At 59.2% G+C, this 14,731-nt stretch carries 20 protein-coding genes and 1 pseudogene; 12 read left to right on the top strand and 9 right to left on the bottom strand.

The window, feature by feature from the left end:
• The first annotated feature begins 476 nt into the window (after positions 1 to 476).
• The 5 genes and pseudogenes from J2X92_RS25470 to J2X92_RS25450 all read left to right on the top strand — a co-directional run bounded on the left by J2X92_RS25470 (position 477) and on the right by J2X92_RS25450 (position 3,086).
• Positions 477 to 956 carry a hypothetical protein gene (locus J2X92_RS25470; RefSeq protein WP_307579965.1) on the top strand — a complete coding sequence of 160 codons (480 nt, stop codon included), beginning with the start codon at positions 477 to 479 and terminating at the stop codon, positions 954 to 956.
• Between the two features lie 97 nt (positions 957 to 1,053).
• On the top strand, positions 1,054 to 1,635 hold the full coding sequence (locus J2X92_RS25465) for a hypothetical protein (RefSeq protein WP_307579963.1): 582 nt from the start codon (positions 1,054 to 1,056) through the stop codon (positions 1,633 to 1,635).
• Positions 1,636 to 1,822: 187 nt separating this feature from the next.
• Complete coding sequence (locus tag J2X92_RS25460; protein ID WP_307579961.1) at positions 1,823 to 2,506, top strand: YkgJ family cysteine cluster protein; 684 nt, start codon at positions 1,823 to 1,825, stop codon at positions 2,504 to 2,506.
• A 35-nt stretch (positions 2,507 to 2,541) separates the two neighbouring features.
• Positions 2,542 to 2,822 (top strand): annotated as a pseudogene (locus J2X92_RS25455) (transposase); the annotation flags it as partial.
• 36 nt (positions 2,823 to 2,858) lie between these two features.
• Positions 2,859 to 3,086 carry a hypothetical protein gene (locus J2X92_RS25450; protein ID WP_307580032.1) on the top strand — a complete coding sequence of 76 codons (228 nt, stop codon included), beginning with the start codon at positions 2,859 to 2,861 and terminating at the stop codon, positions 3,084 to 3,086.
• A gap of 431 nt (positions 3,087 to 3,517) precedes the next feature.
• On the opposite strand, the gene J2X92_RS25445 is transcribed toward J2X92_RS25450, so the two are convergent.
• Genes J2X92_RS25445 through J2X92_RS25435 form a run of 3 tightly spaced genes read right to left on the bottom strand, consistent with a single transcriptional unit; the run spans position 3,518 to position 5,381 of the window.
• The gene (locus J2X92_RS25445) at positions 3,518 to 4,126 is read right to left on the bottom strand and encodes a plasmid fertility inhibition factor family protein (RefSeq protein WP_307579960.1); all 609 of its coding nucleotides are present in this window, start codon (positions 4,124 to 4,126) and stop codon (positions 3,518 to 3,520) included.
• Positions 4,127 to 4,130: 4 nt separating this feature from the next.
• Positions 4,131 to 5,003, bottom strand: coding sequence for an ImmA/IrrE family metallo-endopeptidase (locus tag J2X92_RS25440; RefSeq protein ID WP_307579958.1), 873 nt, complete (start codon positions 5,001 to 5,003; stop codon positions 4,131 to 4,133).
• A gap of 3 nt (positions 5,004 to 5,006) precedes the next feature.
• The gene (locus J2X92_RS25435; protein WP_307579956.1) at positions 5,007 to 5,381 is read right to left on the bottom strand and encodes a helix-turn-helix domain-containing protein; all 375 of its coding nucleotides are present in this window, start codon (positions 5,379 to 5,381) and stop codon (positions 5,007 to 5,009) included.
• 253 nt (positions 5,382 to 5,634) lie between these two features.
• Between J2X92_RS25435 and J2X92_RS25430 the strand changes: the two genes are divergently transcribed.
• The 6 genes from J2X92_RS25430 (at position 5,635) to J2X92_RS25405 (ending at position 10,264) form a co-directional block, all read left to right on the top strand.
• Positions 5,635 to 6,891: a nucleotidyltransferase domain-containing protein gene (locus J2X92_RS25430; RefSeq protein WP_307579954.1), complete on the top strand. Its 1,257-nt coding sequence runs from the start codon at positions 5,635 to 5,637 to the stop codon at positions 6,889 to 6,891.
• Entirely contained in the window at positions 6,888 to 7,406 is a 519-nt protein-coding gene (locus J2X92_RS25425; protein ID WP_307579952.1) for a hypothetical protein, read from the top strand. The genes J2X92_RS25430 and J2X92_RS25425 overlap by 4 nt, the downstream gene beginning before the upstream one ends.
• A gap of 3 nt (positions 7,407 to 7,409) precedes the next feature.
• On the top strand, positions 7,410 to 8,273 hold the full coding sequence (locus J2X92_RS25420; protein WP_307579950.1) for an SMODS domain-containing nucleotidyltransferase: 864 nt from the start codon (positions 7,410 to 7,412) through the stop codon (positions 8,271 to 8,273).
• A gap of 5 nt (positions 8,274 to 8,278) precedes the next feature.
• Positions 8,279 to 9,046, top strand: a complete 768-nt coding sequence (locus J2X92_RS25415; protein ID WP_307579948.1) for a hypothetical protein — start codon at positions 8,279 to 8,281, stop codon at positions 9,044 to 9,046.
• A 39-nt stretch (positions 9,047 to 9,085) separates the two neighbouring features.
• Positions 9,086 to 9,508, top strand: a complete 423-nt coding sequence (locus J2X92_RS25410; protein ID WP_307579946.1) for a hypothetical protein — start codon at positions 9,086 to 9,088, stop codon at positions 9,506 to 9,508.
• Positions 9,509 to 9,628: 120 nt separating this feature from the next.
• On the top strand, positions 9,629 to 10,264 hold the full coding sequence (locus J2X92_RS25405; protein WP_307579944.1) for a hypothetical protein: 636 nt from the start codon (positions 9,629 to 9,631) through the stop codon (positions 10,262 to 10,264).
• Positions 10,265 to 10,276: 12 nt separating this feature from the next.
• Here J2X92_RS25405 and J2X92_RS25400 read toward each other — a convergent pair whose 3' ends face one another.
• From J2X92_RS25400 to J2X92_RS25375, 6 genes are all read right to left on the bottom strand, one after another.
• Complete coding sequence (locus tag J2X92_RS25400) at positions 10,277 to 11,122, bottom strand: metallophosphoesterase (protein ID WP_307580030.1); 846 nt, start codon at positions 11,120 to 11,122, stop codon at positions 10,277 to 10,279.
• Positions 11,123 to 11,196: 74 nt separating this feature from the next.
• Positions 11,197 to 12,141 (bottom strand): metallophosphoesterase, encoded by a 945-nt coding sequence (locus J2X92_RS25395; RefSeq protein ID WP_307579942.1) that lies wholly within the window; start codon positions 12,139 to 12,141, stop codon positions 11,197 to 11,199.
• The gene (locus tag J2X92_RS25390; protein ID WP_307579940.1) at positions 12,138 to 12,686 is read right to left on the bottom strand and encodes an HAD domain-containing protein; all 549 of its coding nucleotides are present in this window, start codon (positions 12,684 to 12,686) and stop codon (positions 12,138 to 12,140) included. Before J2X92_RS25390 ends, J2X92_RS25395 begins: the two co-directional genes overlap by 4 nt.
• Positions 12,687 to 12,712: 26 nt before the next feature.
• Positions 12,713 to 12,928, bottom strand: a complete 216-nt coding sequence (locus J2X92_RS25385) for a hypothetical protein (RefSeq protein ID WP_307579938.1) — start codon at positions 12,926 to 12,928, stop codon at positions 12,713 to 12,715.
• Entirely contained in the window at positions 12,925 to 13,758 is an 834-nt protein-coding gene (locus J2X92_RS25380) for a metallophosphoesterase (protein WP_307579936.1), read from the bottom strand. Before J2X92_RS25380 ends, J2X92_RS25385 begins: the two co-directional genes overlap by 4 nt.
• An 18-nt stretch (positions 13,759 to 13,776) precedes the next feature.
• The gene (locus J2X92_RS25375) at positions 13,777 to 14,229 is read right to left on the bottom strand and encodes a hypothetical protein (RefSeq protein WP_307579934.1); all 453 of its coding nucleotides are present in this window, start codon (positions 14,227 to 14,229) and stop codon (positions 13,777 to 13,779) included.
• A gap of 169 nt (positions 14,230 to 14,398) precedes the next feature.
• On the opposite strand from J2X92_RS25375, the gene J2X92_RS25370 reads away from it, so the two are divergent.
• Complete coding sequence (locus J2X92_RS25370; RefSeq protein ID WP_307579931.1) at positions 14,399 to 14,665, top strand: helix-turn-helix domain-containing protein; 267 nt, start codon at positions 14,399 to 14,401, stop codon at positions 14,663 to 14,665.
• The last annotated feature ends 66 nt before the right edge of the window (positions 14,666 to 14,731 follow it).

Genomic DNA, 14,731 nt, shown 5'->3' with positions numbered 1-14,731 from the left:
CTGCCTCCGCACGCATCCTCAAATGTCGCTTTTTGCTAGACAAAGCGGCCAGGTGCTGAAGATCGTCAGGACGCATTTGCATCGCCTGCTCGACAGGGACGAATTCCAGCGCGCTGCCCGTCATGTCCGTGGAGCGCGCGTCATCGGCGCCGACGCCGCGCCAGGCTCCGCTTCAGCGCCCCAGCAGCATGGATGCACAGACGGTTGGGGAGATCTCCGCACGTCTCCGTTGCTGTCCTCCAAGGGCGCTGAGCGAACTGACGGGCAATCAGGGGAACAGTTGTCAAATTCGAGCGAAGGCGTGACTTAGTTCCGTGCTGGGGCGACCCAGCCCAATCAGAATCGTGCCTTTGGCATGCCTCGGCGGATCTGGTCATGGAGATCGATGCCTCGACGATTGCTCATGAACTAGGAGCGTTGAAAGACCGATTGACATCCGTTGCGAAGACTCGATCTGTTATCGGGTCGCGGCGACCATGCTGCTCATCGCCCTCGAAATTCAATCCCAGATGTCTGCCCGTGCATTGCGATACGCAAAGAACATGCTGATCTTGCTCGGCCTTGTGCCGGCCGTCCTTTGGCTGCTGCTTGTTGCCATGATGTTTGCCCTCGATCCCTGGGCTGGCGCTGCGATTCCCTTGCTGGGTGTTCCCATGTGCTGCGCGAGTTTGTTGATTGCAGGACATGGCGCGACTTGGGTTCATGATTCCGCGCACGGCAATCGGGATCTGCTGCGCGGTCACCGTTTGGTGCTGGGGTTGGCCAAACTTGTTTTGGTGACTGTTCTGTCTGTTTCCGCCTGGATGATCGTTCGGCCGACACCCGCGCAAGCTCCGGGAAACTCGGTCGAACTGTCCCCAGAGGAAAGCCGAGCGGCCGAGAAAGCGGCTCGCAAGAAAGTTGAAGAGATCACCGGAAAACCGTATGTTCCCTACTCATCAACATCGGGCAAATGATGCGTGAGGCGACCGGCGAAATAGACTCATTTGAACCACATGCCCGTAGGGAAACTTGGGCAGCCGGCCACTACTAGGCATTCAACCCGTGATGCCCATGAAATCGCATATGCACGCACGAAACAACCAGTTCAAATCGACCAACGGACTCCTTTCCTCGCTGCTTCTCACGGCACCACTCGTGCTTCTTGGTTGTGCAACTCCCTATCAAGAACCTACCGGAAAAGCGGTTGCATCGATCGAGTTTGTCGACGACGCACCAGGACCAATGTCGGTACATCTTCATGGAGATTCGAAGGAGTGTACGGATCGAGTGAATCCGGGTTTGGTCCAGCCAAAATCATCTCGCAAACTAAAAGTTCAAGCAGGTCAAAGCCTGGTGTTCACGACGGGCATCGACGCGCCAGGCAGCCAAGTGCTGTTCGCATTAGGGATCGTTGGTGCACTGGCTGGTCCGGCGTTCATCAAAGGGTGCTCGGCAACCTTGGAGTTCGTACCGGAAGAAGGTCGCGCGTACACGTTCACCATGAAATACATCGATGGTGCCTGTGGATATCGGCTCGCGGAAGCGTCGTCTCCGAATTCACCCTCGGGTCCGCTCGTTCCCGTGAAGTTCGAGACGCGCAAGTGGGTCCGGGCTATGACTGAGGCGGGACCATTCTGCGAGAAAAAGCTGTAAATGGCTTTGTCATGACTCGACTCATAAACGAACGGCTGGTCCCTTTTTTCATTGATCGATTTCGCGTCGCGGCCGTGGCGAAAGGCGATTTCATCGATGGCTCAAACGCCGCGACGCAAGACGCTGAGATGTCTTCTGCGTGAAAAGATGACGACTCCGAGCCCACCGCCAACTGAACAGGACAGCAATGCTCAATCCCACGGAAATCAATCGCGAGGTTCAACAGGTTCTGCGCGGCTTCACGCAAATGGCCGCCGGTCGCGTGTCCTCTCTGCCCGTCGTCATCCAGTTCTACCAACGTATGGAGGTGGCGATGGCCCCCTACACCGGAGGTCTTGCGTGCAATTCCGGGTGTTCATACTGCTGTCACTATCACGTCTATGTGACTGCTCCTGAGGCATTCGCCCTCGCAGAGTACACCAGGACGAGAATGAGTGAACTGGACCGCAAGGCTGTGGTGGCAAGAATGGCGGGCAACATCGAAATCACGAAGGAGCTCACGGTGGCGGAGCACATCAACATAAATGTTCGGTGCGCTTTCTTGTCAGATTCGGGCACCTGTCTGGCATATGAGGTCAGGCCTGGCGCTTGCCGCAGACACCACGCAGTAGACGTAGCCCCGTGCCAGGTGACGTTCCATGATCCGTCGTCGACTATGCAAATCAGCAAGCGTGCAGATCTGACAAGCATGGCTGAGGCCTTTATGCGTGCCGCTTACGCAGCTCAGCATCAACTGAAGGTGGACGACGCGAGATACGAACTCACAGGTGCCGTGTATGAGGCCATGACCAACAAGGCAAGCCTGAAGCGCTGGCGTGATGGAAAGAACTCCTTTCCGAGTGTGAAGGATCGAGATCTCCGGAGGAGCTAGCCTGGAGTTCGCCAACTTCCAGCGAATGAGCATCTGAGCACCGCGGGGAGTACCCGTCGTTATGGGCTGCGATCGAATCGATCGCACCGAAGATCGACTGCGTACCGCAGACGCTGAACGAATGGATCAAGCGCGACGAGATCGACAACGGCGTTCGAGGAGGCGTGACGACCGGCGAGGCGCAGCGGATGAAGGAGCTCGAGCGAGAGGTCAATGAGCTGCGCCGGGCCAACGAGATCCTGAAGCTGGCGAGCGCGTTTTTCGCCCAAGCGGAGTTCGACCGCCGGCTGAAGTCCTGAGGGATTTCATAGACCGCCGCCACCTGACGGCTCGAAAGCTGTTCACGGTCCTGATGGGCCAGCACCTGCAGCCTGAACTGCGCACTGTACGTGCTGCGCTTGGGGCGCAACACGTCAATGCTATGGAGGCGATAGTGGCTCTTACCCAGGTGCGGATCTTCTCCTCGGGTACCGACATCGCCAAGCCGAGCCAGCAGTTCTGCGCCACCTTCGCCCGCCAAGAAGCTCTGGACGACCTCGAGCTTGAACTCCATTTTGTATTTCTTCATGCAACCCCTTGAAGTTCGTCCAACTTCTAGGGGTCAGCTCAGGGTCTGGTGGACACCATGCTGGCCCAGCCGCCTGGGGGATTCAATATGTGTTGGGCGGACGCATACACTGCAACCCCGCAGGTGCCGCGCCGGCTGGCAGTTACCACATTTCCGGCGACGGCGGCGCTTCGTAGATCCAATTGGATTCCGAAGGCCGATTCGAATTCGCTCTGACCGCTGGAGCAATCGATGCTTTCGCTCGCGATGCTGGATCCGTCGCCAGGGCACCGTGGTCCTTCAGAGCAAATCCAAGCCGCAAGTTCCGAGCGTCCTCTTCATGACGCACCGGTCGAAGGATGGACCGGCCGCGCGTCCAGCACGGTGCCGGTTCCCCTGACGGTCAGCGATCAGCGGAACTCAACACCCGAGGGGGAGCAAACCCAAGCCGGTCCGGTTACCAGTCAATCCGAGCGATCCATCGCATGAGTGATCTCAAAAACACTCTGGGGGGCCATGCCGGGTATTCCACAGCAGTGCGAAAGCAACGTCGATTCATTGCGCGAGCACTCAACAGGGAAGCTAGCGGCACCGTGTGCCAACAGCCACAAGGTGCGTGTGATGCCGTTTGTGAAGGTCACGACGGGCGAAGCAGACGGCAAACGGGCGCCCTTGGCCGAGAACCGAGCTGCCGGCAAATGCACGTCGGGTTTGAGCCAGCACCCGACCTCGGCAAGCGGAACGGGGTTCTCGGCGCCGTGGGCAAATCCTTTGGCTGCAAGATCGAATTTGTAGTCATGGACCCATGTGTCCGGGTTGCCATTGGCCTCGTTTGCATGCAGCCCATTTCGATCGGCCCGCCAATGAAGCAGAAAGCGCTGCGCATCAACAAGAACGACCATGCGCTCCGCGTTAAGGCAGCTCGTACCATCAATCCGCATGAAAGCACTCTCGCCCGATTCGAGCGCAATCTCGTACACCGCCTTCCTGGTTTCCCACCGATTGATGCCGCGCACCTCGATAAGTCGAGTACTGGCCTCGATTGACTGGCCGTTCGGTGTTCTGGAGCGCATCCAACTACCGTCGCTTTCTCTTTCCAGGCCAAGGCAGCACGCCGTCGATTTCCTTCAATAACTCGCCATCCATTTGCGACTCCCGGCGAAAGGTATTCACGGGTTCATCCGGTCCGTCATCGACCTCAAACCAAATTAGCGAGAATGTTTCGTTGTATTCGGGGTAATGCTTGGACAGTTCGACCAAGTCGTAGCCTTGAAGCCAATCAGAAAACCATACGTCTTGAGGAATCGTCGAGGATTCGGCAGACCGCTCATCATTCTTTATCAAGTCATAGGCTACCGACCCAGGAGGGATCGGAGTCCTCGGTGCGACCCAAGCATTCAATTTGCGCAAAGGCACAGAGCGAGATGCGTGACGAATGACGCTTGAATCCATAGTGATGAACGCACAGGGGTAGTCGGACAACGCGGTCACACGAGACGCGGTCGCGGCAAAGGAAGTTCTGTATTTCCTGCTCAGCCTCTCCACCAGGTCGAACGAGGGTTCTTCGTTGTCGACGTCCCTCTTGAAGCTGTCGTAGGGCATCAAGAGTTCGGCAGCAAACACATCACACCAGATCTCGTTCTCGTGTCGCTTGACGTAGGACCATGACGGGGTTTCCTCGTGGTTCGATCCCAGCTCAAGGACCAGGTGGCCAATCTCGTGGCAAGTCGAGAATCGTTGCCTCTGTATGCGCTCCAACTCGTTCACGATGATGGTCGAGGTTCCGTCGCGCTTGGTGAGCGTGTAGCCTGACTCGCCCTCACCAAGCTCCTCGGTCTTAAGTCGCGCCTTGACCTTGTTGATATAGACCGAGAGGTCAGTGCTGATCATGGACAAGTCCAAGCCAGCCATGAACTGGCGCGCCTTGCTTTGAACAGTGACCTCATCCATCGATCAGTCCTCAAACGCCTTGCGCACGCGCGCTTCGATCGTTTGCATGTCCGGGCGCGCGCCGCCTCGGTGTCGCATGCTGGCACCCATCTCGAACATTTCGGCCGTCAGATCTGGCGTGGCCAGCGTGTGGGCGACCCAGTCGGGATTGGCGTCATTCGCGACGAGCCACTGAGCCATTTCGATTTCCCGCCCGTCGGCTTTCAACACGCGAAGCAGTCGCGCAAGCAAATCCTCTGACGGCGATTGCTTCTCTCCGGTCTCAAGGCGGTAGACGTAAGTGTGGTCGATATCGGCGAGTTGTCCTAGTTCGCGCGACGACAGCCCCCGAGCCTCCCGCAACGCGCGCAAAAGCAACCCCAAACCGGATTGCGCCATGAAGTAGTTTCCTTTTGAGTCAAAAAGCGTACACTGTTGCCTGAGCAGGCAACACATCGGAAATTTAGGGGCTATATTTCGAGCCCGAATGTCTTTGGTGCCGTTGCTTGCACAGGCAGCGAATATGGCATTTTCGGTCGGCCATGGCAAGAGGAATGCCATTGGCGCAGACCATTTCCAGCTGGCGTGGTCGGGCCGATTGGGAACTTGAGTCCGACCAACGCTCCGTGAAGGAGTGAAAGGAGTTCCCGGCATGCTTCGCGAGTCCCACTTGGTGCCGCAAAAACGGCCACTGTCCCAGCGTTCGTCATCGAAGTTCTTCTACTTGGTCGATGCAGTCGCCAAGCATCACGAACCCACGAAGACGCAATTGGGCGCCCTCGAAAGCTCCTACGGCGCCACCGGCGAGTACCTGATGGCGTGTGACGAGTTCCGCGACCTCGTGATGACGGTCCATGCACAAGGGTCACGGGAGATCGGCACCATCATCCGGCCCCTGCACCATTTGCGACCAGATGGTTTCGATATTGATCTGGTCGTCCGGCTTCGCCGGGCCGCTCTCCAAAAATATGGCGGCGACCAAGGCCCCGGGCGGCTGATCAATGACCTGTTCATCGTCCTCAAGCGCTACGCCGACAGGCATGGCCTGGCCATTACGAAGTGGGAGCGGTGCGTTACGCTCGAATACACAGACGGCATGTGCGCGGACATCACGCCGATCATCGAAGAGCCTCTGTTCAGCACCCCATATGGCGACACGCATGCCCGGGTCCCCGACCGCGCGCTGCGCCTGTACGAGCCAAGCAATCCCATGGGTTTGGCGAACAGTTTCAACAAGGCCGCTCGCATAAGCCCGGTGTTCACTCACTCGTTCGCACTTGACAGCGCCATGGAGTCGGTCCAGCGCGCCGAATTGGTGCCTCTGCCGGACGCCGACGAAGTCCTCGATCGCCTGCTCAGTCGCCTGGTACAGATCCTCAAGCTCCATCGAAACGTTGCGTTTGGCGCTCCCGTTGCAGGGAAGGACTTCGCCCCGAAGTCGGTATTCATTACCTCGCTCGCGGCGGCCGCTTACGCGCTGCGGGCGCCGATCCCTCATGACGATCCGTTGGACCTGCTGCTGGACATCGTCGACACCATGCCGTTGTGCTTCGAACGGCAACTGCTCGCGTCCGGGGCGGAGTTCTGGAGCATGCCGAACCTGACCGCCCCGGGCGATAACCTCGCCAGCGGCATGAATACGCTTCGTCACCAAGCCGCGTTCGCGAATTGGCACAAACGCCTCACGGGCCACCTGCAGCAACTTCTTCAGTGCATCGAAGGGCGCGGCCTCGATCCTCTGCTGCGTGTCGTTGACGACGCCTTCGGCGCGCGCGCGGCACAGGCGGTGCGCGAGCTCGAAGAGCCGCGGCCGGTGCCCAACGTAGCGCGGAAAATTGTGGTGGCCAGCACGGCAGCGGCGACCACCGTGTCAATGCCGGCCCGCAGTCATACCTTCTTCGGCCAATGACAGTCCGTCCGGCGCCTCTCCCGACGCTGGCCCAGCGCGCACTGGAATTGAACGGGCTCGACCTACCGGGCGTCCACCTGACATTTCAGGGCGGCAAGACGCTGCGCTATCACTTCCAGATCGCGCCCGGCAACTTCGGTCGACTGTACCAATGTGTCCTGGTCGTGACGCCCGATGCAAGGCGCCCCGACTTGATCGTGCTGGGTCCGGATCTGCACGTACTCGCTGGGGGAAAGAAGCTCCCTCACACCTACCCCCACGTGGGGAAAGGTAGCAAGCTGTGCTTGTGGTGGCCTAAGGGGCGTGATTGGATTCCGCAGATGAAATTCGCGGACACCTACATTCCATGGACCGCCGAGTGGCTTTTTTATTTTGAGGATTGGCTCTTTACGGGCGATTGGGCCGGCGGGGGCGCTCATCCGGACATGCGTGCGAAACGCTGGTCGCGTCAGCGAGCTGCGGAAGACGCCCGCCCGTCGCAGCGTTCACGTTGGTCCGCGCAGGATCGGAGTTGAAGCATGCCCATCAGCGTCGCAGCCGCTTTCAACCAGTTCTACGAGAACATCAATCTCAATGGCGACTATCGCGCGATGGCGAATACCCGTCGCGATGACATCATCAAGAAGCTGAGCAAGGACTTCGAAATCATCGAATCGTTCAGCACCGGATCTATCCCCAAGTACACGGCGCTGAAAGGTTCGGCCGACCTGGATGTCATGGTCGCCCTGCATTTCACAAAGCACATCAAGGACAGAACCCCCACGCAGGTGCTACAAGCGGTGCGCAACTCCTTGGCTGCGTGGAAGACAGGCACGCGCCGCAACGGTCAAGCCATCACGTTGCACTACAACTCTTTTCCGGACGTCGACATCGTGCCGGTCAGCCGCGCGATAGATGCGCAAGGAAGAGTGACCCACTACAACGTACCCGATTCAAACACCGATGGGTGGATCAGATCTCGGCCCAAGGAGCTCGCGGCAGCGCTAGAGCAAAGATCGATGACGTGCGGTCCCAATTTTCGACGCATCATCAAGATGGTCAAGGTTTGGAATAGAGGTCATAGCGACTATCTGACCAGCTATCACATCGAGGTGCTCGCGCTCAAGATATTCAATTCGAACCTCGACGATCTCCCTTGGCAGATCTTGCAGTTCTTCAAGCATGCGAAGGAATTGCTGCGAGCCAATCTCTGGTACGACACCGGATTCGCGGACGAATACCTGAACCTCAATGATCGAGCCGAAGTCACGAGGAGATTCGACACAGCCATGCAGAAATCTACGCTGGCCTGGTATCACACCTACGGCTCGAACAACAACCACAAAGCTGCCATGGAGAGCTGGAAACAGATCTTTGGCGAAAAATTCCCTAACTACGGCTAACCTCCATGTCGCGCTCCGATCCCATTCGAGTCAACTACTTCGATGCACTCGAGAAAACCGAGCGTGTCGCCGATCGGCTGTTCTACGTCGCTGCTGCGTTGTCAATCATTTCGCTGTTCGTTGACAAGAGCACGCCGGTCCTCTACGACGTTGTTCTTACAGTCTTCGCGATAACAGTCCTAGGTCTGTTTGGGGTCGGTTTAGCTGTACGTCTCTATCTCACGCCGCGCGCGGAAGACGGGCGGCGGAGGGATTTCTTCGGCAGTGCGTGCGGTGTCAACCTCAGTCATCAGCAGACCGACGGCTATTACAACAATGAGTTCACCGATCCGATCAAGCGCATGGCGGCGCAGGTGTTCGAGAACAGCCACTTCAGCAAGGCGATTGCCCGACGCATGGCAAGGACCGAGCGCATCAAGTTTGGTGTCTATGCAGCCTTGTGGTTGGCTTGTCTCATCTACCGTCGAATGGACATCGGCATTGTGGTGGCAGCATCGCAGGCCGTTTTCAGCGAGCAAGTCGTGTCCAAACTCATCCGCTTGGAATGGTTGAGGACGCGCTTCGAGACCACATACGAAACGATGTACAACCTGTTCCAAAGCAAGCCTGCGAAAGCGCAATTCAGTGCCATCACCCTCGACACCTTGTCGATGTACGAGTCCGCCAAGTCCAATGCAGCCGTAACACTGTCGTCAAAGCTCTTCGGTGAAATGAACGACGAGTTGTCGAAGGAATGGGAGCAGATCAAGGCTGTTCTCAAGATGCAAACGTAGCTTGGCTTTCGCTCTGTACACCGCCGATATTGAGTGCTAATGAACCTGGCTTGCGTGCAGTTGGCATCGCGCGCACCATCGGGCAACCTGGATACTCCGCTGTTTATTTTCAAGGAACGTATGGACCGAGACGCACTTCTGAAAGCACTGCCCGTATGGGACACTTTCCAATCGATGCATCGTCCGCAGCAACGCAAGGTTGCCGAGGACTTCATAGAAGTCATTCTGACCGCCGTTGAAGGCGACGAACGAGAGCTCGATGAGTGGGAGGCCTCCAACCTGATGTACGCATGCGGTGCCGTCGCGGCCGATATGTACAGTCTTGCGCGTGTGGCCGCAGAGAAAGCCTTGACCATCCCAGCCCAACGCGCTCCGCACGCCTGGCCTCAAATAGAATCTACGCCGAGCCTCGCCCAGGTGCTGGCAGCCCTGGAGGCTGTTCGAACGATTGACCGCCAATAGGTCGATGGCTCTACCAGGATCAAGGTAGCGCTGCACATCCGCCTTGCCAAGCAGATGTAGTTCGTCCGGGACGACTGGCGCCAGCAGCCATACTCGCGGCTCCAAACAATGGAGGCGGAAATGAGCGATAAGAAGCGACTGGTCTTGGGTGCTGCTTTGTGCGCGACAGCTTTGATCGCCCTGGGCTTGGTGCTCAAACTCAATGCTTCAGAGTGGGCGTCATGGGTTCAGGCATTGGGGTCTATTTTTGCCATCGCTGCCACTGGCTGGGCAGTGAATCACTCTCACGCACTATCCGCCGACAAAGCGACAGACGATGCCGATGAAGTGCGGAAGCTTTCGGCGATTGCAAGCTGCATATTCCACTGCCGCGCCGAAACCGAATCGCTCAAGCGGTACTGCCCATACAAGTCCACTATTGACCGCGAAATTGAACTGCTTGGTCAGCCGGTGAAGATGCTTCGGTCCATATCCGCACTGGAAATCCCAGATTGGCGCGCCACTGTTGCTGTGGGGCAAGCTATGTCGATGTTCTCGTATCTGGTGGGCAGGCTCCAGGAAAAGAATGAAACGATTCCCTTTAACCAGCGCATCAGCGAGGAACGTGTAGAGCGATGCACAGAGGCCATCACCAAATTTGAGGAATGCGAACGTCTCGTTCAGGCAGCGCTAAAAGAACGCGGGGCCGACGTACCACGGCAGCAGATGCAATTTGCCGACGGCGCGGTATTGTCGGTGTCCGCAGTCGCAACCTGAGGATGAGCAACTTCACAAGCCGTTGCCTCCTGCGATAGCAGGGACGTCGATGACCAACCAAGGATCGAACGCCTTGTTCTCGATCCTGCCGCTCCAGTTTACGTAGCCCCGCGGATTGCACACGATCCGGCAGGAGCGGACTCGATAGTCGAATTGCTGATGCGTATGACCATGCACCCAGAGCACGGGTACATCGAAGAAGGCCTCCGGAAGCTCGGTGACAAAGGCGCCTGAGGCCCAATCATCGGCATAGCGGGCTGAGAGCGAACCTCGATGAGGCGCGTGGTGCGTCACGACCACCGTCGGTCCGGCGAACGGTTCGGCAAGCTTGCCGCGCAACCACGCACGCTGCGCCTGGTGAATCCGGAGCGTGTCGGCCGCCTGGAGCTTTCGGCCTTGCTTGTCGCGCCAGGTATCGGGTTCGGCCGTCTCGTCGACCGTACGGATCAGCGTGTAGTCGTTCAACAGATTGGTCGCCATCTTCATGGCCCGCCCGACATCGCTCACCGGACCTTCAGGTGTGTCGATGGTGAGCTCGAAATCGGTCCAGAGCGTCGCGCCGAGGAAGCGCACGCCGTCCACCACCAACTCGTCACCGTCGAGCAGATGGACATTGCCTCCTTCGGCTTCGCTGCGCGCTTCGGCCAGTGTCGTATCCAATCGCCCATCGTAGTACTCGTGGTTGCCCAGCAGATAGACCACGGGCTTGCCGCGAAAGCGATCGGCCGCCCACTGGACGGCACGCTTGGCCGGCGAATGGATGTCGCCGGCGAGAATGACGACATCGAATTCGAGATCAGGCACCGGTTCGAAAGGCGCGAACTCGAGATGGAGATCGGAAAGAATCAGCACTTTCAGCGGGACACTCCTTCAAAGCCCGCGCGAAGCTCGGCAAGTCGAGGAGGCGATCCGCGCCTGGGCCGGTGTTCGTCTCATACGACGCCACCGTGTTGAATTGCGTTGAGCATCGATCGCACCTTGTCCGCACCGCCTGCGGCAGCGAACGCGGCCGGCGTTTGTCCATCGAGCCATGTGTGCGGCGTGTCCAACCAGACTTGAGCCTCTGAGCCGAAGACTTTGGCGGCGAGATCGAGCAAGTCTTGCGGAGGGCGTTCTGATCCAGTCTCCCTCTGCGCATCTCGCGGCCACGCCAGGTGCGAGCCCATGTCGACGCCGAAGGCACGGAACGGTGCCGCGGCGGGCATGAGGCCCTCGGCGAGGTAGTCGATGTTTTGGTGATGATGGCCATGGACCACCAACTGGACGCCGAGCGTCTCGGCGAGCTCGTCGATCGCCTGCCAGCCATGCGGGTGAGCCGCTGGCGCCTCGTGCGTCACCAGGATGTCGGCGGGCGGGCTCCGCAGCAGCCGCTGGTAGTCCTCCGGGAAGATGGTGGAGTGGTGCCGGCGGGCAATGCCGTCTCTCCATCTCTCTTCGGGGCGCATGGACCGGCGCAGCGCATCGGCCGAGAAGAACGCGGCCTCCTCGACCGGCCGCCGGGGATCCCAGATCTTGCTGCGGAAGATGCCACCCAGGCCCGCGACCTTGTACCCGGCGATCTCAACGACACGTCCGTGCAGGTTGCGCTCTGCGAGCTCCGATCTCCACAGGTTCTCGAAGTCGGTGTCCGTGTCGGTGTCGTGGTTGCCGTGGATCAGCCAGACCTCGGTGTGATCCAAGATCGGACCCAGTTCGATGTGCAGAGGCCGGCGCGCCTGGAGATCGCCCAGCAGCACGATCGCCTCGGGCCGCAAGCGCTCCACCGCGGCGATCATCGGCTTGAAGTCACCGTGCGGATCGCCGAAGAACATCAGCGTTGCCGCCGACTGCTGGTGTTCGGATCGCGCGTGGAGGTCTGACGGGACAAGAGGGTTCATGATGTGCCTCGCGAAGTAGCGATGACGCTCGAACGCGTACAGCGGCCAGCTGCGAACCGCAGGAAATGCGAGCGCAGTTCCTGGCAACTGTCTTGATCGAACGCCCGCTGGGGATCGGTGAGCACGACCCGTTCGAAACCCGCTTCAAAGCTCAGTGGCCAATCGTCAAGTGCGACCCACTCTGCGTCGCTGCGGCCATTTCCATCGAGCCAGGCTTGGATCTCCAGCTGGCGTCGGTGGCGGACGGCCAGCTTCGGGTCAATCTGCGGCGTCGCGCCGATGATCCGATGCCGGATGTCGGCGCTGAAATACCGCTGCAGTTGCTCAATGTTTTCGGCGCGCCGCCAATCCGACGAGATGATGACGTCGACAGACTGGAACTCGCGAAAGAGCTCTTCCAGAAGCGGAAAATGACTGAAAAAGCGGCTGCTGAACGAATAGTCCACGCCGACAGGATGAAGGACGCCATCGACATCCAGGAACAGCAGATTGCTGGAATCGCTCGTACGGCCGGTGGCACCATCGGCCCGCGTCGCTTCTGCCATGGGTAGACGGCAAGTGCAGGGCCTCGTCATCTGATAAACCCGGCCTGGAAGGGCTCCAGGAGACTGAGCACGTCGGTAGCTCGCCCTTCAGCTACCAGCGGCTCGGCGGTCCAGCAATCAAACAGCGCGAGCGGCTCGTTCCTGTACCAGAGGATGGCCGCCTCGAGGTCCCCACCTGAGACCGCAGTCGCGACAGCCAGCACTTGTTGGATCGGACGGATAGATGACTGGATGTCGCTCATAGCTCGACCACGAACTCGGGGTTGAACTGCTTGTTCTCCAGGCCGCGATCATGCCGCAAATACCCACGGGGATTGCACACCACCCGGCAGTTGCCCACTTGATAGTCAAAGCTCTCGTGGATGTGGCCATGCACCCAGAGTGACGGCACTTCGAAGAAGGAACTTGGGAGCTCGCTCACAAAAGATGCGGACAGCCAGTCGGACTGATAGTGCCGCGCGAGAGAGTTTCGATGCGGGGCGTGGTGGGTCACAACCACGGTTGGCCCGTCGAAGGGCTCGATCAGCTTCTGGGCCAGCCAGGCACGGTCACTCTGGTGGAGCGTCAGTGTGTCCTCGGGTACCAGGCGGCGCTTTCTTGACTTGGCTGCTACCACGGGTGCGTCGGAGGATTCCTGCGCCTCGGCCCACCGGATCGATGAGTAGTCGTTGAGACGGACCTTGGCTGCCTTCGTGGCCCGTTCGGTGTCTACCAGCGACCCTGTCTTGGTCTGGATCGGCAGTTCGAAGTCTGTCCACAGCGTGCAGCCCAGAAACCGGACGCCGGCGATCACGGCCTCGCCGGGTGCCAGGAGATGCACGTTGCACGACCTCGCGGTGAGCGCCATTTCCTTGAGCGAAGTCTGGAGGACACCTTCGTAGAACTCATGGTTGCCGGGCACGAACACGATGGGGGCTGTCTCCCCAAAGTTCCCCGGCCGCCGGGCCCAGCGCATGGCCTTGGAGCCAGGGACGAAGATGTCCCCAGCAAGGATCACTGCGTCATAGTCGACCTTCGGGACGAGAAAGGTCCCGAACTCGAGGTGCAGGTCCGAAAGGATGAGCAGCTTCATGTCGACAGGCCCATTTCTTCAGCGGCGCATCCAGGGCATCAGGATCGAGAGCTTGGCGTTCCATGCCTCGCCATCGGACCTGGAGGGCACGGCGGCGCGGATCGTCGGACGGTCGAAATCACCGGTCTCGAAGACGAAGTGCAAGTGCTGAAAGCGAAACACTGGATTTCCGGGATATTCGGTCCACAAGAGCTGCCAGGTCCTGAAGTATTCGAAGTCGACAGTCCGGGCGGCCTTGTCCGCAACGACGATGCAGGCCTTGCGGGCATCTGGGTCGAAAAGGATGCACGTTTCGTCCCAGGACCCCAATGCCTGGCGCGGATCGACGGGAAAGAAGGTCGCCCCCGATGCGCGGCCTTGTACCTGGAGCAAGGCCTCGCGTCTTGCCCGCGTCCTCTTCGGAGTCCAGATCCATACCCAATAGAAAAGCGGCAGGGCAGCGCCGAGGGCCAGCAGAATGAGCAACGTCATGGCTGCCCTTCCGGGGCGTGAACCGAGGACCGCAGACCCATTGGCGGCCATACGCCGCCTTGGGCAAGAACGGGGAACATCGAAGCCTCCTAGTGGATTCCAATCTGGCCCTCCATTTTGTACCATACAAGCGGGTGCATAAAGTAATCCATGCAACGAGAGTCGTTGCATGCGGTCGACCCAGGATCCTGCTTTGCTAAGGGCCTTTGCTGCCGAGCTGAAGGCTCGCCGGGCCATCCTGGGCTTCAACCAGGAAGACTTGGCATTCGCCGCCGGCGTCAACCGCACCTTCGTGGCCAAACTGGAGACGGCAACGACGAGTCCGTCCCTGAGCAGCTTGGTGTCGCTGTGCAAGGGACTTGGCGTAGAGCCACCGGAACTGATGCACTCACTGATGAAGCGCTACAGGAAGGAGTTGCGCGCAAAGTCGATATGAGTTCGACGGCCAGTGGTGTGCCCCGACAGGCCCGCGGGAGATGCCGCTCTCCAGCAATCTCATGGG

It is taken from the genome of Variovorax paradoxus (genome assembly GCF_030811855.1).
Taxonomy (GTDB): domain Bacteria; phylum Pseudomonadota; class Gammaproteobacteria; order Burkholderiales; family Burkholderiaceae_C; genus Variovorax; species Variovorax paradoxus_L.
The sequence above is the reverse complement of the archived record's forward strand: the minus strand, read 5'-3'. Positions and strand labels throughout refer to the sequence as shown.